Here is a 16448-nt window from a genome sequence, read left to right as displayed (position 1 = left end):
GTCAGGTTGGTGAAAGGGCGCCTCATCACATCCTCCTGAATAGCTTCAGGAAACTATCGAGTGATGCATTCCAGAATGGAATATGCCCGCCTACAAAACAAAAATGCAATAGGAGTTCTTATGGAACAAAAGCCAGCTGCTGCTCAGCTTTGGGCCATCAGATCTCAACAGGTAAGTTATGCAGATCCCCTGCCAGTGGTACCTTCCAAGGCTGCCGGACGGCCCGCTCGAGCATTCACGTCATTCTCGCCTTCCCGGACCTCCACCGGATCACCCTCCCAGAGCCTCAGCTCGTCTTCCGACATGGGCTCCAGAAAGTCTGGTACTCGACTGACCAGTCCTTCCAGAATGCCGAGGCGAACAGTCTTCTTCATTGCTTGGCTCCCCGATCCTGAACGTGCCGTCAGACCGCCAGCACAATCCGAGCGGCCGGCCTGTGCAGGGTGCCCGCGTATGACATATCCATCAATATGGCCCCGAACAAGCCTGTTGCACCTCATCGGCGCAAAGACGACTTCTTCGCCTGCATGGGCGGACCCGACACTGCCACCCCGCGCCCGACGACCTTCTGCGGCGCGATGATCCTCAAACCGGTCACGCCGGCTCTTTCCAGCCTGCAAGCTCTGCCGCATAGGCCTGCCTGATCCACGCCGGCGGCGAAGGACGGACGGTGAGGAGATATCCTTGCCGAAAGGTGAGGATGAGCTTCGGGTTCTGGCCAGCGACCGAGTTGTCGTAGACAAGCCCCATGTCCGCAAGCCCGACGGCTCCCCGGATCAGGGGGGCTGACCGCTCGTGGCGTTCCCGGATCTTGGCCTCTGGCACAGCATGTCCACCAGTCCTGACCCGGTGAGCGACCCGCGCAACCGAGAGATCGGGGCTGTCCACGCCGACATGCATGACCCACACGGTGTAGCCCTTCGCCCGCGCCTCCCTGATCAGATCAAGCTTTGAGGGATGCGAAAAGACCGTTTCGGTCGCAAGATCGCCCCCTTTGGAGAGAATCGCGCTTCTTCGGTCCGCCGCCATCTCTGCGGCCCTGTAGGAAGCCTCGGGACTGTCGTCCCCGAGTTCATCGCGCTGAATGACATCGGCATTGACGAACGGACCCGCGAAGGCGGGTGCCACACGTGTCCAGTAAAGGGTCGACTTGCCGGCGCCATTCGGACCGGCAAGCAGGATCATGGTGGGGCTCATGCCTCAGGCGAAATGTCCAAGGTGACGACCTTGCCCGCGGCATTGAGACCGACGGCCTTGCCAGACGCGCGCAACTCGGCGAAGAACGCATCTTCGTCCGGTCCGGACTCGGACATCTTCGCCAGGAACTGCTCGGACCAGACGGCCTTTTCCTCGGCGGTGAGAATGGTCGTTTCGACCGCGCCGGCGAGCACCCGCGAGAGCCTTGCATAATCAAAACTGCCGGAACGCTCGATCGCACGACCGATCCGCGCCCAATGCGTGATCTGGCTGGCGAGAGACCGGCTCTGGACTTCAGCCACGACACGGGCATCATTGATCAAGGCGTCGTCGGCAAACTTGACGGATTGAGACATGAGCGAACCCTCCTGACAAAAGGGTGGCACTCTGCCACCCTGAGGTCAAGTGATTTCACCGGTATCGGCTCTGGCTCAGCGCATGGCGGATCAGAAGAGACAACCATCCATTACCGTCTGGTTGAGAGTGCCGGCGATTGTCAGTCTGTGTCCAAAACCTCTGCCCTGTCCTTGGAGACGCTCTCGATGAAACGGTTCACCTTTTCCAGATCGGGTTTCGGGGACTCGCGATCCGGCCAGTGTCTCCAGACCCGATACGTTGTTGCACCGCCAAAGACCGCCGAGGTGAGGACAAGCACGAGTTCACCACTGATGATCATGACAAGGACACCATCCCTTTCGTCTCCCGCAGCGACATGGCAAACGGCCCGCAGCACAAGTTTGCTGATCGGCGCGTTCCCTGAACATGGACACGTGCCATCTGCCAAAAGATCAGAATACTTTATCACCGAACGGAGGCCGAGACGAGAAAGCCTCGCGGGACAGGCGGCATGCAGCAGACGTCCGGCACCGAGGCAGTTTGCAGGCACGATCCCGGACCTCGCTCGGAGCCGGCAAGTATATCTGCCGTCACGTCGTCGACGATGTATGGGGATTGTGGATGAGCCGCTCGGGTATTGTCTTTGGCGGGAAGATGGCGCAATGCGGGTGTCGCAATCCCTGTGCCAGTGACCTCGGAGGTTTCTTGGTGTGGAGTCTGAATGGGTGTCAACGATAACGCCTGAGACTCACAGTTCCACAGAGGTTCTGGCCGGCCTGGTCGAGCGGGTGACCTTCCACAGCCCCGAGAGCGGCTTTTGCGTCCTGCGGGTCAAGGCACGCGGGCACCGCGATCTCATCACCGTGGTGGGTCATGCCGCGATGATCTCGGCGGGGGAATGGATCACCGCTTCGGGTGCCTGGCTCAACGACCGCACACACGGACTGCAGTTCAAGGCGCAGTTTCTTAAGACCTCCGCGCCGTCGAGCATCGAAGGCATCGAAAAATACCTCGGCTCCGGCATGATCCGTGGGATCGGGCCGGTCTATGCACGCCGGCTGGTCAAGGCCTTCGGCAAGGACGTGTTCGACATCATCGAGGCGGAGCCAGAGCGCCTGCGCGAGGTGGGTGGCATCGGTGCCGTTCGCGCGGCCAAGATCACCGCCGGCTGGGCGGACCAGAAGGCCATCCGCGAGATCATGGTCTTTCTTCACGGGCATGGCGTGGGCACGGCACGGGCAGTGCGGATCTTCAAGACCTATGGCACGGATGCCGTGCAGGTGATGAGCGAGAACCCGTATCGGCTGGCCCGCGACATCCGCGGGATCGGCTTTCGCACCGCAGACCTGATCGCCGGCAAGCTCGGCATCGAGAAGACGGCCAGCATCCGGGTTCGCGCGGGCGTGTCCTTTGCCCTGAGCGAGGCCATGGGGGATGGCCATTGCGGGCTGCCCCGGACGGACCTGACGGCGCTTGCCGAAAAGCTGCTCGAGGTGCCTCAGACGCTGATCGAGAGCGCCATCGGCGACGAGCTTGCCGAAGGCTCTGTGACCGAGGACCGGGTGGGCGAGGCAGACTGCATCTTTCTCACCGGGCTGTACCAGGCGGAACGCGCCATTGCCGGGCACCTCTTGCGCCTCAGCGCAGGCCCCCTGCCCTGGCCCGCCATCGACGCCGACAGGGCCCTGCCCTGGATTGAGCAGAAGACTGGCTTGAGCTTGGCGGCCAGCCAGGCCGAGGCCATCCGTCTCGCGCTCAGGTCCAAGGTCACAGTGATCACCGGCGGACCCGGTGTGGGCAAGACCACGATCGTCAACGCCATCCTGCGCATCCTGGCGGCCAAGGGCGTGAAGCTCCTGCTCGCGGCGCCCACCGGCCGCGCGGCCAAGCGCATGACCGAGACCACCGGGCTAGAGGCCAAAACCATACACCGGCTTCTCGAATTCGATCCCAAGGCCTTTGCCTTCAAGCGCAACGAGGAAAGCCCGCTCGACTGCGACCTGCTGGTCGTCGACGAAAGCTCCATGGTCGACGTGCCCTTGATGCAGTCGCTGATGAAGGCTCTGCCCACGGCGGCCGCGCTTCTGATGGTGGGCGACATCGACCAGCTGCCGTCAGTCGGACCGGGCCAGGTGCTGGCGGACATCATCGGCTCCGGAGCCGTGCCGGTGGTGCGCCTGACCGAGGTGTTCCGCCAGGCCGCACAGAGCAAGATCATTACCACCGCGCATGCGATCAATGCCGGGCGACTGCCAGACCTCATACCACCGGAGGGGGACGCGGACTTCTACTTCGTGCCGGCCCGTGATCCGGAACAGGCGGTGACACGGATCGTGGAACTGGTGAGCCGGCGCATCCCTCGCCGGTTCGGCCTCGATCCCATCCGGGACATCCAGGTGCTCTGCCCGATGAACCGCGGCGGTGTCGGTGCCCGGTCCCTCAACATCGAGTTGCAGAAGGCGCTGAACCCACCCGGCGAGAAGAAGGTCGAGCGGTTCGGCTGGACCTTCGCGCCGGGCGACAAGGTCATGCAGGTCGAGAACGACTACGACAAGGAGGTCTATAACGGCGACATCGGCACCATCGAGGATGTCGATGCCGATGACGGCGAGGTCGCGATCAACTTCGACGGCCGCACGGTCACCTTTGCCTTTGGCGAGCTCGACACCCTGGTGCCGGCTTATGCCGCCACCATCCACAAGAGCCAGGGCTCGGAATACCCGGCGGTGGTCATCCCGGTCATGACCCAGCATTACACCATGCTGCAGCGCAACCTCCTCTACACCGGCGTGACCCGCGGCCGGAAGCTGGTCGTGCTCGTGGGCCAGAAGAAGGCGGTCGCCATTGCCGTGAAGAACGTCTCGGGGCGCCGCCGCTGGTCCAAGCTCGATGAGTGGTTGGCCACGGAAAGGCTTGCGAAAGGTGGGCTTGGTTCTGAGGCCCGGGATGCCGACTGACCCTGCCCGAAAGCGGGATCTTCACCGGAACCTCACCACCGAAAGCGCAAGGACGGTCTGAACCCTACAGCGGCTCAGGCCGAGGCAGCACACCGCGCCCCCACCGGAGGGAAGACGGGGCGCGCCTCGTGGACACAGATCACCCCCGGACAGAGGCGTGCATGTTTCTACCGACGTCCTCTCACCCGAAACGATCCTGATCCCTGTTGCAGCCGCTTTCATTGATTGGTCGGATCAAGATAACCGGGTTGATCGCGGCAAGGGCCAGCAGCGCGTCTGAGCTTGGCTGTGGCTGGACGGTGGCCGCAATAGCATACCCTGCTCGTTTCCTATCAACGTCCCTTGCCGGAGTACCGGACACGACATCGACAGACGGGGTGAGATTTTACCCCTTCGCGTGACCGCGATTTTATCCCTCAGCGTCACAGCGCGTCGTCTGGGAGACTTTGTCTGCATGGGCAGAACGTCCTCCATGTCCTCTGACGCACGCCATTGTGGATAACATCGAAAAACCTTCTGACTTTTCACGGGCGGTGCATATTTTTCCTGTCGGACTAATCTATGGGAGAAGAACCGACAATGACGACCTCCACCAACAGCATCAGCTTGTCGCAGCTTGATGCAATGCGCGCCGCCTTGGGCACGCTGACGGAAAAGCCAAAGACCCAGTTCAGCAGCCGCGAAGCCATTGCCGCGATGGCCGACGACATCCGCCGGGCGCGGACGGAACTCGGCTACAGCCTCGAAGACATCGTGCAGCTGCTGCAGCCGCATGGCCTCGCCATCTGCCCGAACACCTTGCGCGGCTACCTGCGTGGCCTGGAGAAGGATGCGGAGGCTGCCAGGAACGCCGCGACCACCGCGCGCGCGACGCGACCATCGCGGGCAAAGCCTGGCACGCCGAAGGCTCCTCCGGTGCCTGCAAAGCCTTCCCGCATCGTCTTCGTAGACCTCCCGCCGCTGGAGGACGAGAACGAGGAAGGCCCTGCCGATTTTCCTACGCGGTTGCCGCATGGCTAGGGCGGGTGATGGCGCCGCACGATCGGCGGCACGGCAGCGGACCCGCATCATCCGGGTGCGGGTCACGCCGGCAGAGCAGGATCGGATCGTTGCGGCAGCAAGCAGGAGCGGCCATGCAAGCGTTGCGGGCTATCTGCGCGATCGCGGGCTGCTGGGTCCGCGCGCCCATCGTCCGAGTGCCGCGGTGATCGGCGAGCTGGGCATCATCGGAAGCCTGCTGACGACTGCAGCCGACCTGCTGGATCAGAAGGGAGAAGACGAGGCAGCCCTGCGCTGCCGGGACGGCTCCCATCGCATCATCGGACTGCAGCACCTGCTGATGGGGGAGGCGTGATGCTGGCGAAGGTCATCCGGACAAAGCGCCGCCCCACCCTTGCTGACGCCGGCTTCGCCAGGCGTGTCACGTATGTATGCCGCAAGGCTGCATCCATCGTGCTGGGCAATCTCGCAGGATCCTGGACGGACGCGGCCTTCCAGATGACCGCCGTTGCCGGGATGAACGAGCGGGTGCGAAAGCCGTGCTATCACATGGTGCTGTCCTGGGGCGATGGTGAGAACCCCGACGACCGGCAGGTGCTCGCCGCGGCACGGGATGTTCTCCGCAGGATGGGATGGCAGGAGCACCAGCATGTGCTGGCCGTTCATCGGGACCGCCTGAATGTCCATGTCCATGTCGTGCTCAACCGCGTGCATCCGCTGAGCGGCAAGACCTTTTCCGTCAGCCATGACTATGCGCGGCTGGAGCTGGCCTGTCGGGTGATCGAGCGGGCATTCGGCTGGCCTGCGGATCGCGGCCGGTTCCTGGCGGAGGTGATTGATGGCGTGCTGAGGCTGGTGCCCCAGCCGAAGAGCCATTGGGCTGCCCGGCGGGCCGCGCGTGCCGAAGGTCTGCGCCCCGATCCGCGCACGGTGCGTGGCGCCGAGCGCCGGACAGGCCTTGCGCCGCTGCGTGATCGCCTGTCGGCCCAAGTCATCGCAAGAACACGGCGGGTGATCCGCCAGGCAACGGATTGGGCGGCGCTGCATGCGGGATTGCTTGGCCTCGGCCTGCACTACCGCCGCCATGGGTCGGGTGCCCGCATTGTTGAGGCGGCAAGCGGTGCCTGCATGCCAGCTTGCCATCTCGGATCGAGCTTCGGCCTGCACCGGCTGCAAGCCCGGCTGGGGGTATTCCGGCCCGGACCCATGCAGGACCCTGCAGGGACTGAGTTGACAACCCATATGCATATCGGCGGGCGCCAGAAGCACGCACAGGCGCGCAGTCGGAGGCGGAGCCGGTTTGCGGATCTGCGGCATAGGCAGGCGGGAAGGATGCGGCAGCTTTCCGAGCATCTGAACGGCCTCCATCCGCACATCGCCGCCGCTTTCCGGATGGTGCTTCGCGCGGATCAGCGCATTGAGCGCGACAGGTTGCACGCCGTTCCCCTGCCCCGTCTCGCGGACTTCGGCGTGTCGCCGCCTGCAGCCGACACGCTTGGGCCAGAAGTGCAGCAGGAGCGACGTCATCGACACGTTCTGCGCAGGCAGCGCGTCATGACAGCTGGCGGACAGATCGGGACTGAGTCCCTGGACCACACGCATGCCCGCCAGCTCTGGCAGCAGGCGCCCTGGCGCAAGGCAAGGGAGGACGCCGATGCCGAAGGAGAGACGGCGGCGCTCCATTCTGTGGGAGAAGGGCGCAGGCTGCTCGCCCGCTGCGATCTGAACGGGGCGATCCTCGGCTATGATCTGCTGGTGGAGGGCAGCGGGAACCTCGTTGCCCATGCGATTTCCGGAGGCGACCTGGGCCTCGGCCTGCTGGGACCGCGCGATGCCCGGCGCTGCGTGGTCACGGCAAATGCCGCCACGGCGGCGATGCTCGCGGTATTGCACCCCCGTGACCTGTTCATCGCGGCGGCTCCGACGCTTTCGGGCAAGACGGCGCGACAGCTTGTGTCCGTGGTTGGCAGACGCCCTCTTCATGTCGTCTGCCTGGGGGATGCGGATGCCGGCTTTGTCGCTCAGGTGCAGGCGCTCCTGCCTCATGCCACGCGGCTCGAACCTCGGGAAAGTCCTGAACAAGATGCAGCGATCCAGTGTGCGGGCAAGACGGCCATCGCGCCGACCGACAGCATCGGATCGCCCGGCGGGAACAGGTCCGGACAGGTGGCTGAACCTAATGACGCCAACGACGATGATCCGGAGGCTGACACGTCATTCTCGTTGTCCACATAAAACTGCGCGGCATGGCCAAGGGCTGTTCATTCATGTCCTGCATTCGCCGGTCTGCCGCACTAGACTGGCTGATGAAAGGACAGTGCGCCGCTGCCTCCAGGCAATGGAAGGATGTCGGCAGACCGACGCGGAAGGAAGGCCATGAACAAGACGATCATCGACCCGGTCTCGGTGTCTCCCGACAAGGAAGGTGTCCACCCTGCTGATGCGGTATGCTGCCCCAATGATGTCAGCCTTGTGTCGGAAGCGGATCGCCATACGGCACGTGACAGCTCCGCCAGCGGGACCGGTCTTCTTGCTCGAGTCAGCCCTGCCCCGCCCCCTGACGATAGAACCGATTGTCGACCTGGCCCTGCGGGTGGCGCGGACAGGGTGATGGCCAGCGGTGCTGCAAACGCGGAGATCGTGTCGCAAGCGGCCTCGACCGTCAGGGATGGGACCGCGGCACGACAAGGCCCGCAAGAGCGCGAGCTGCGCCGGTTCTGCGACGATCTGCACCGCACCCTCCCGCGGGGCTACAGCTTCGACGAGGAGACGCTCTGCATCTACGATGAACATGCTAACAAAGTCTGTGCGCCCTTGAGGGTGATGTCCCAGGCACGCCGCCCCGATGGAACCGGCTGGACCATCGAGATCGAGTTTCTCGACAATGATCTGCGCCTGCAAAGGCTGTCAGTATCTCACAAGCAGCTCAACGACCGGCCGAAGTCGATCCTTTCGGAATTCGCCGATCGGGCCTTTCGCATCCATTACCTGTCTGAGAATTTCCTGGCGTTCCTGATGGGCTGGCAGCATGTGCCCCGGAGTTGGCGCGCCGAGCACCCCGGCTGGTTCAAGGACCCGGACGGGCAGACCTGCTTTCTTGAGCCCGATGGCACCCGGTATGCGCCTGCCCGTGCCGAGGTCGAGGTGTTCCTTGCCGGTCCGCGACGCTCCCATCCTGGCCGCGCCGGCAGCCTGGAGGGTTGGCAGGCAGAGATCGGCCGACGCGCCGTCGGCAATCCCGCCCTGATCTTCGCGATTTCGGCCGCGCTTGCCGGGCCACTCTTGCGCCTTGCAGGCGTGCAAACCGCGGGCTTCAACTTTTATGGCTCCGGAGCCAGCGGCAAGTCGCTCCTGCTCCATGTGGCGATGAGCTGCATCGGCCATCCCGAGCGCGTCATCCCCTGGGCAGCAGCCACGACGGGCCTGCAGCGGCTGAGCGCGGAGGCGCAGGACGGACTTCTGGCCCTCGACGGCTATCCCCTCCAGCCGGACGGGCGGCAGGTCAAGACGCTGCTCGCGCTCGGCAACGATGCAGGTTTCGGGCGTGCGGTCTTGGAAAGCGATCCCGACGGCGGCCAGCGGTGGCGTCGGGTGATCCTCTCCAGCTCCGAGGCGCCGCTCGCCGAGAGTCTGCGGAGCGGGAAGAAGGCGCCCCCTGCCCCGCTGCTGCGGCGTGTCATCGATCTTCCGGCGGACACGGCGGCGCATGGGCTGATCGAGGAGTTGCACGGAGCACCGGACGGGGCAGGCTTCGCCCGGTCAATGGAAGTCGCTCTTCGTCGGCATCATGGCCACCTGTTGCCAGCTTTCCTCGACCATCTGCTCACGGATCCTGATGCCACGGCCGCCGAGCTGTCGAGAACACTTCCGGCCTTGGCTCAAGACGTCCAGGAGCGCTGCGCCCGAGGTCCGGTGCTGTCGCCGACCGCGGAACCGGCAGGGGCCGAGCGGTTCGCCCTGGTGGGTCATGCCGGCGAGCTGGCGATCCGTTACGGACTGCTGCCCTTGGCCCAAGGCTCTGCCCGGGAGGCCGCCCTGCAGATGGCTGCGCTTGCCCGCCACGCCTGCTCCCCGACGGAATGGGATCGTGCCCGCGCACATGCGGAGGTGCGGCGACTCATCGAGGACCACCGGGACCGCATCGTGGATCTCGATGCCGGACCGGCAGCGGCGATCGGCTTCGACCCGATCGGCTGGCAGGATGATGGCCATGTCTACCTGCGCACAGACGTGGTGCGCAACGACGTGGAGGAGGTCGATGATCTCCTCGCATCCCTTGACGGGATCCTTGTGCCCGGCGGCGAGGCCCGCTCGCGGCAATACCGCATGCCTGCGACGAAAGTTCCCGACAGGCCTCGGGTGTATCGCTTCGAGAAGGCCGGGCTTGGCTGAACAGATCGGTCATCAGCCTGATCGACATGCCTCCGGCCCGGAAAGGTCAGAACATTGCCACCGCTTTCCCGAAGGCGGCGGGATCGCTGCGCTTCAGCCCGGCGAACTCCGCGGTAAGCGGGATGATCCAGCCATCAAAGGTCATCCGTCCCGTCTGCCCGGTGACCGCACATCGCTCCCGCGATTGCCCGGTGACCCAATCGGAGATCATCCCGATTTCGCGGTCGAGATCGTCATCCCCGGTTTTCTGGATCACCAGCCGCAACTCGCCGGCCTTCTCCTTGCAGACCAGGATCGTAACCCTCTGGCCAGGCACCCGGGAGACCGCATGGAGCAACGCGCGCAGACCGTCGCGCAAGAGCGTGGCCCAGCCACCTGGGAGATAGCGCAGCTCGACAGCGCGCGCATCCAGTCGGTCGTCCTGCAGGATCGTCTTGATGTCCCGGATGACAGCATGCCGGTCAGTTAGCACCTCTGGAGGCGATCTATAAGATGGGCCGTCGCTGCATATCGTCGCCCAGACTGTCTCGGCAGCGTCCCAGAGCCTCTGGTCGAAGGGGTCCTTCCGAGAATTGGTCATCCTGCGAGCCCCATGATGTGCCTTTTGAGCTTCAGACAGCCTGAAGGCTTATGGAATTTCTTCAACCCGGCGTCGAGTTCGGATCTATGCAGCAACATGCAGGCCTGGCGAAAGCCGTTCGATCCTGGCCCGCCGCCCGATGTCGAAATAAAGGTTGTTGATGACGATCTCGTCCTCGCGCTCGAAAAACGCGATCGCTTCGGATTTGCTGATGGTCATGGTTGCAATGAACCGCTCGCAGTCCATCGTTGGATACCGTCGGGCAAACCATTCGGCACGATCTCGTTTCAGGGACCATGAGAGACCGTATTCACCGTCTTCTCCGATATACCCCCGGTAGATGGTCAATTCTTGGGGCAGAGCATCGAAAACGGCGCGCTCGGCCGGCCTCATGACGCGGTAGGCCGTCTTCCGCGGCTTGCCTTGACGGGTGCGGATAACCCGGAGCCAGATCCAGTCCCAGTCCTCCCCATCCGCATAAACGCTTTCGCTGTCCTGCCACACGTCACCGACTGCGGGCAAAAGAGAGGCGATGCCATGCTGGTCGATCAGGTGCAGAAGGTGAGCAAGGCGGTGCTGTCGCCTGACAAGCAACAAGGCATCGATCCAGTTGCGCGCAGCACATCGCTCCTCGTAGAGCGGTCTCAGATCTGGGTAAAGGGGCAAGCTCGTCATCGTCATCTCGAAGGTTTCCGACCATGGCGGCTAGTGACTTCCTGGTCACCAGGGGAGCCGTGGGCAGGACTGGTCAGCGACCCTGAAGCGCAGTTCAATCCATCGCCGCTCACCCATTTGAACGGCAATTCAGGTCTGACGCTGCTCTTCACATGAGAGTTGATGCTCAAGACGCGCCTGCAGCGCGACAAGGCCGGCCGGCCGCGAAACACCTGAGCGTGACCATCGCGATCTACAGTCCCTCGGGATCGACACCCGGGATCGGCTTCGCCGTGCCCCTGGAGACGACGAACCACGTGGTGTTGTATCTGATTGCGGCCGGGCGCAATGCGGTGCCCGTTCCGGGCCTCACCTACGATCCCTGAGGCGCCGCCCTCCTGGAACGCGCAGGACTGGTCGGTATGATGGTGCTTGGAGGCGAGCCGGGCAGCGCCGCCGCGGGGGCGGGTCCCACGCCGGTAAGGATCAAAGCCGATTGTCGGCTGCACCGGCGCGACTTGATCTTGTCGCTGAATGGGGCGGTGCTGGAGACCTCCGAGGACCTGTACGCCGCCTTGGACATGCGGCCGGAGGGTGCTGTGGTCGAAATCAGCGTGCTTCGAAACGGCCGAGAGACGACGATTGCGATGACCCTGGCTCCGCGACGGTGACGCTGCTGCGAAAGCCGGCCAACCTGCGGATCGCCCGGGCGCTGGACCTGCCCTTTGCGCCTGCTTCGACAAGGGCTGCAGCCATCCGCTGCCGCTCGCGGGACAGGCGGTCCTGTGACCCTGCCGCAGAGTATCGCAGCGGGCAGCTGATCTGGTTGGACAGGGATGCGCCGCAGCGTATCCTGCGGGCAATGCGACCTGCATGCCAGCAGCCCAATGCACCAGGCGGCTGTCGTGATCTGCCGTCGCGGCGCTCTGGTCCGTTGTCAGCACGTCGCCGACCTTCCGACGTTCACTGCGCCAAGGAGAGGCAATCCCGTGCGTCACAGAGGCGGCAGGCCCGGTCGGGACAGGGATCCTGAGCGCGATGAGCAAACCGGCAAGCCGATGCAGGACCGCGAGCAGCAGAATGACCCCGCCCCGGCGGCCCCAGCAGGCAATGCCCCGCAGCAGATCCCCTGCCAGTGACCGGAAAGCCCAGACCGTCCGGCTCGGCCAGCCGGTAGCCCTCTCAGCCTGACGGTGACCTGCCGACGCTGTCCGTTCCGGACGACCAGGGCTCCGGACCCGGCCAGCAACAGCCGGACAAGCGTCATCATCCAGCCTCGGGTTGGAGATCGGGTCAGGAGTTGCCATCGGTTCAGCCTCGTCAGTTGCCGCTATCGAAAAATTAGCGGCTGCCTGTGAAAATCGAAACCCCGGGGCAGATCGCCAATGTGGATAACCTGCGGCCGGAGCCTGCAAATCCTCGATGTAACGGAGCGTATCAGGCCCCGTTACGCAAAAATATAGCAAATTCAGTGATGTAACGGCGTATCGCTTGTAACGCCGGGGAAGAATGTATTGATGCCTACGCGTGTGTGTGCGCGCGTATAGGCGCAGGCGTGTAGGTATGTATGTTTATGTGATACGTTGTTACAATATATTTATTTCTTTATCTTAACAACAACTTAGCCGTAACGCCGACCGTAACGCCGTTGTAACGGCCGTTACGGGCTTGACAAATTAGAGATGCCTGCTGCCAAAGGCGCTTGGCTGCTGTCAAGTATCTGATAAGAGAAGGTTTCATAAGGCCACCGCATGCGACGACAAAGAGTTGTCTTCACATTTCGCGAGGCCAGGCAGAAGCGCTGCTGCCTTGATGCCCGCCATGAACCTTGACGATGAACTCTGATCCTGCAGAGCGCTCTCCGCGCCAGCAGCGCCTCTGACCAGGCAGGGGCGCGCATGAGTTCCCGACGGGAGCGCGCTTCAGACACGCAGGGCTTTTGATCAGGGCCTATCGGCTGTCTGGGACTGCTCGGTCAATTCCAGCCACTGGACAAGCGCCCGCCGGATCATCTCGGGTCGGGTGGGCAGATCCTTCTCCAGTCTTCGCCTGTCATCAAGCGCTTCGATGACCTCGCGTGGCAGACGAAGATTAACTGCCTCTGTATCTTTCTTCGGCGGCGCCATATCGATATCCCATTCTGATATTGACACCAATATGCCAATGTGCCAAATTAGAGCAAGCCAAGGCAGGAGGTCGGACTTCTGCCTTGGCTCTGACCAGAGAACTCGGATTAGGAGATCCCATGGCTACTCTGACCCCTAACACGCCTTCAAACGCAGTTGAAGCAGGACGGCACCCCGGGACCCCTGTAGGGCTGTGCTTCGTCGAGCTTCTTCACGTGATTGCCTGGTATGCATTCGCCGAGGATAGGCTCGTCCGCAGCGGTGACAACCATATCGAAAGCGGCAAACTCCATGCGGAAGTCGACGAAACCCGCGCCACGATGCTGGCCGTGCTGGCACGCATCACCAGCATGACCCCCGGCAGCGACACCGATGTGCCGCTTCTGCGCATGGCGCTGCTGCTGGCGACGCTGGTGCGCGAAGACAGGGCTGAAGCCTTCCGGCGCTATTTCGAACGCGAGGAGGCGTTTGCCGAATATCTGTCGGTGCCTGGCAACGACCGTCATGCGGCGCGGGTGCGGCACATGATCGAAGCGGGGCACAAGCGGATCCGGTTCATGGCCCGGCTTGCCCGGTCTCGCGAGGAGACGAGGACTTCGCGGGAGACTGCCGATGCTGTTGCCCGCCTGGAGCCGGCGCTCGCCGCCTGACGTCCTGCCCCACCTCTGACAGCCTCGACTGATCGTCCCGAATGCTTTTCGGGACTAATGACGAGCGATGCCAGCCCTCTTCGAGGGCAAGGCAGCTCGCGGCTGCGCGGCTGTCATCTCCAATTTTCTTTTTCACAACCTGACCGCAGGAGGACCTCGCATGTCCCAGTTCAATCGCCGCTGGACTATCACTGTCGGCGACCAGACATATCCTATTTTCGACGCCGAGATCCCTGACATCTGGCAGGAAATTGCGGAGGAAAAGGGTTTCGAGATCACCGGTCGGGTCCGCGATCGCTTCCATCTCGTGCTCCGTCACAATGACTGCGGCGCCGAGATGGTCTCCAAGGTTTTCACGCTGCGCACGACCATCCCCGTCTGCCCAACCTGCCTCGACGAGAGGCGGCGCGTGCTTTGCGCTGCTGCTGGCGTCACCTATCTCGGCCGGGGCCACCATCCCAACTATTTTCGCATCCTGCTGCCCTGCGGCCATGAGACCAGCCGTCAGCAGGAGCTACTCGAGCGGGTCCGGCTGGGATCGAACGAGATCCGCTGCGAGGAGTGTCTGGGCCATCGCCTCAGGGCCGAGGCGCGGAGCCGGGACTGGGAACTGATCGGCGCTGATCCGCAAGGTGAGCTGAACTACCGTCTTTACCGCCATGACTGCGGGCATTTTCAGCGTGTTGCCGTGGTCAATATGCTGACCGGGCGCTTCACCTGCGGCGGCTGCTCGGAAGGCTGGACGCGGGACCCCAGCTTTATCTATGCCATGCGCTTCGTTCTGACGAGCGGACGCGAGGCGATCAAGGTAGGCTTCTCACGCGATCCGCAGTCCCGGCTGCGTCATCAGCTGATCACCGACCGTGATCAATATGCGATGCTGATCCGGACCATCCCGATCTCAACGGGCCGCCTTGCCATCATCCTCGAGAAAAAGCTGCACCTGAGGCTGCGGCGCCGGCATCCCGAGGCCGTCCTGGACCGCAGCGAGTTCGGCGGTGAGGTGAGGGTCGTCTCGGAGCTCTACTGCGCGAGCATCGAGACCGAGATCATGCGGCTGCTCGACGACGTCGAGATCTGGGCAAAGGCCATCGACCGGCGCAGGGCCCGGATGGCCCGTCGCGACCAGCGGCGCTGACCGCGCCTCTCGGTCCAGTCCCCTTCGCCCTCCCTTCATGTCATCCTGGAGGTCACCATGACCGGCACCTGTCCTATCCCTGCGCCTGCTCCTTCTCCCGACTGGCGCGCTTATGCCGCCGAGATCCGCGAGGCTGTCCTTCTGAAGGAGGCCGCCCGGGCGTCGAGCAGGTCCGCATCTCAGCCTGACGACCACCGCGCCGATGCACCTCGCACCGTGTCCAATGCCACGCCCCTGCCCCTCCCGTCGCTGAACCTGCGCCAGGAGCTGCTCATCCTGGGACTCGCGGCAACCCTCGGCAGCCGGCAGCGGCTGCCTGCGGAACTGGATCGTGGCGCGATCACGATCCTGACCGGCCTTCGGTCCGAGCTGATCCGGGACCTTGCCAGGTTGCTGCAGCTTGCTCTGCCTGAAGGCTTTTGCATTGCCAAAGGCGAGCGAGACCGGCAGCAGCCCGGCACGGTGACCGTGATCGCACCGGAGTCGAGCCTGAACCTGCGCGGGCGAGAGGAACTGCAGCGCAATCTGACGGCTGCCCTGTCTTCTCGGGCTCTGGTGATCCTGGTGCTCCCCGACGAGGCCGAGGTCCACGAGATCCTGGGTCGGCAACATCCGCCGGTCCTGCCCTTCCGCCTCTTTGAGGGCGAAATCATCGCCGAGCTTCTGGCCAGACTTCATCCCGGCACGGAGGCTGCCGTGCTGCGCGAGCAACTGCCCGCTGACGATCAGTTGAAAGAGGTATCGATGCTGTCGCTCATGCTGGCGCTGCGCGCGGACAGTGCCGAAGGAGCTATCACGTTGCTCCAGCAGCCTCATCGGCAGCCCACGCCCCTTCAGGTGCTGGAGGAACGGTGGGGCGGGCAACGGATCACCACGGTTCGCCCGGAGCCGGGCGCGATCCCCCTGGCGGAACTGGCGGGCTTGGACGAGGCTCGCGACATCGCCGTTGGCATCACCGAAGACCTCCGGTCCTGGGCGGCCGGCACTCTGGATTGGCGTGATGTGCATCGCGGGCTGCTGATTGCCGGACCCCCAGGCTGCGGCAAGACCGAACTCGCGCGGGCCATGGCTCGTGAACCCGGCATCCATCTCGAAGCAGGCAGCTATGCCACCTGGCAGGCAGCCGGACACCTCGGCTTGATGCTGGAAGCAATGCGCGAGAGCTTTCGCCGTGCCGCGGCACAGGCTCCCAGCGTTCTGTTCATCGATGAAATCGACTCTTTTGGAAGCCGCGTAGGAGGTCGAACCTCGAGGAATGAAAGCTACGAGGAGAAGGTCATAGGAGGCCTGCTGGAGCTGCTAGATGGCATTGGCGGGCGGCAGGGGGTTGTGGTGTCAACGGCGGTGCAAAATCCGGCCACGCGGCGGGGTAAAATCAGGCCAGGCGGCGGTGACCGGCACCATGGCGCGCGCGCTCAC

The 16448-nt window shown here is 63.7% G+C and carries 17 protein-coding genes; 11 read left to right on the top strand and 6 right to left on the bottom strand.

Annotation, left to right across the window (positions count from 1 at the left end; genetic code table 11):
* Window positions 1-594: 594 nt before the first annotated feature.
* From J0F76_RS17655 to J0F76_RS17645, 3 genes are all read right to left on the bottom strand, one after another.
* On the bottom strand, window positions 595-1185 hold the full coding sequence (locus J0F76_RS17655) for an ATPase (RefSeq protein ID WP_242690353.1): 591 nt from the start codon (window positions 1183-1185) through the stop codon (window positions 595-597).
* Window positions 1186-1193: 8 nt separating this feature from the next.
* Complete coding sequence (locus tag J0F76_RS17650) at window positions 1194-1553, bottom strand: TA system antitoxin ParD family protein (protein WP_207471505.1); 360 nt, start codon at window positions 1551-1553, stop codon at window positions 1194-1196.
* A gap of 140 nt (window positions 1554-1693) precedes the next feature.
* Window positions 1694-1873, bottom strand: coding sequence for a hypothetical protein (locus J0F76_RS17645; RefSeq protein ID WP_207471504.1), 180 nt, complete (start codon window positions 1871-1873; stop codon window positions 1694-1696).
* A 370-nt stretch (window positions 1874-2243) separates the two neighbouring features.
* Here J0F76_RS17645 and recD2 point away from each other — a divergent pair, with 370 nt between their 5' ends.
* The 5 genes from recD2 (at window position 2244) to J0F76_RS17620 (ending at window position 9881) form a co-directional block, all read left to right on the top strand.
* Window positions 2244-4490, top strand: a complete 2247-nt coding sequence (recD2, locus tag J0F76_RS17640) for an SF1B family DNA helicase RecD2 (RefSeq protein WP_341351617.1) — start codon at window positions 2244-2246, stop codon at window positions 4488-4490.
* A 579-nt stretch (window positions 4491-5069) separates the two neighbouring features.
* Window positions 5070-5510, top strand: a complete 441-nt coding sequence (locus J0F76_RS17635) for a hypothetical protein (protein WP_207471502.1) — start codon at window positions 5070-5072, stop codon at window positions 5508-5510.
* Window positions 5503-5844 carry a plasmid mobilization protein gene (locus J0F76_RS17630; RefSeq protein WP_377706756.1) on the top strand — a complete coding sequence of 114 codons (342 nt, stop codon included), beginning with the start codon at window positions 5503-5505 and terminating at the stop codon, window positions 5842-5844. Before J0F76_RS17635 ends, J0F76_RS17630 begins: the two co-directional genes overlap by 8 nt.
* Window positions 5844-7724: a relaxase/mobilization nuclease domain-containing protein gene (locus J0F76_RS17625; RefSeq protein ID WP_207471497.1), complete on the top strand. Its 1881-nt coding sequence runs from the start codon at window positions 5844-5846 to the stop codon at window positions 7722-7724. Before J0F76_RS17630 ends, J0F76_RS17625 begins: the two co-directional genes overlap by 1 nt.
* Before the next feature lie 141 nt (window positions 7725-7865).
* Window positions 7866-9881: a DUF927 domain-containing protein gene (locus J0F76_RS17620; protein ID WP_207471491.1), complete on the top strand. Its 2016-nt coding sequence runs from the start codon at window positions 7866-7868 to the stop codon at window positions 9879-9881.
* 46 nt (window positions 9882-9927) lie between these two features.
* Here the strand turns inward: J0F76_RS17620 and J0F76_RS17615 are convergent, their stop codons facing one another.
* Window positions 9928-10461, bottom strand: a complete 534-nt coding sequence (locus J0F76_RS17615) for a hypothetical protein (RefSeq protein WP_207471489.1) — start codon at window positions 10459-10461, stop codon at window positions 9928-9930.
* A gap of 84 nt (window positions 10462-10545) precedes the next feature.
* The gene (locus J0F76_RS17610; RefSeq protein ID WP_207471488.1) at window positions 10546-10965 is read right to left on the bottom strand and encodes a hypothetical protein; all 420 of its coding nucleotides are present in this window, start codon (window positions 10963-10965) and stop codon (window positions 10546-10548) included.
* 33 nt (window positions 10966-10998) lie between these two features.
* On the opposite strand from J0F76_RS17610, the gene J0F76_RS17605 reads away from it, so the two are divergent.
* From J0F76_RS17605 to J0F76_RS17595, 3 genes are read left to right on the top strand one after another with little or no spacing between them, the layout of a single operon-like run.
* Window positions 10999-11292 (top strand): hypothetical protein, encoded by a 294-nt coding sequence (locus J0F76_RS17605; protein WP_207471487.1) that lies wholly within the window; start codon window positions 10999-11001, stop codon window positions 11290-11292.
* Window positions 11289-11501, top strand: a complete 213-nt coding sequence (locus J0F76_RS17600) for a hypothetical protein (protein WP_207471484.1) — start codon at window positions 11289-11291, stop codon at window positions 11499-11501. The genes J0F76_RS17605 and J0F76_RS17600 overlap by 4 nt, the downstream gene beginning before the upstream one ends.
* A 36-nt stretch (window positions 11502-11537) precedes the next feature.
* Window positions 11538-11786: a PDZ domain-containing protein gene (locus tag J0F76_RS17595; RefSeq protein WP_207471482.1), complete on the top strand. Its 249-nt coding sequence runs from the start codon at window positions 11538-11540 to the stop codon at window positions 11784-11786.
* 1272 nt (window positions 11787-13058) lie between these two features.
* On the opposite strand, the gene J0F76_RS17590 is transcribed toward J0F76_RS17595, so the two are convergent.
* Window positions 13059-13241 (bottom strand): ribbon-helix-helix protein, CopG family, encoded by a 183-nt coding sequence (locus J0F76_RS17590; protein ID WP_207471480.1) that lies wholly within the window; start codon window positions 13239-13241, stop codon window positions 13059-13061.
* A gap of 119 nt (window positions 13242-13360) precedes the next feature.
* Between J0F76_RS17590 and J0F76_RS17585 the strand changes: the two genes are divergently transcribed.
* The 3 genes from J0F76_RS17585 to J0F76_RS17575 form a co-directional block, all read left to right on the top strand.
* The gene (locus J0F76_RS17585; RefSeq protein ID WP_207471477.1) at window positions 13361-13891 is read left to right on the top strand and encodes a hypothetical protein; all 531 of its coding nucleotides are present in this window, start codon (window positions 13361-13363) and stop codon (window positions 13889-13891) included.
* A gap of 160 nt (window positions 13892-14051) precedes the next feature.
* Entirely contained in the window at window positions 14052-15029 is a 978-nt protein-coding gene (locus J0F76_RS17580) for a GIY-YIG nuclease family protein (protein WP_207471474.1), read from the top strand.
* Window positions 15030-15086: 57 nt separating this feature from the next.
* Window positions 15087-16448 (top strand): AAA family ATPase (locus J0F76_RS17575; RefSeq protein ID WP_207471472.1); only part of this gene is annotated, 1362 nt, incomplete at its 3' end.

Origin of the sequence: Paracoccus fontiphilus (assembly GCF_017356265.1) — a bacterium.
Classification (GTDB): domain Bacteria; phylum Pseudomonadota; class Alphaproteobacteria; order Rhodobacterales; family Rhodobacteraceae; genus Paracoccus; species Paracoccus fontiphilus.
This window is presented reverse-complemented; position numbering and strand designations above follow the sequence as displayed.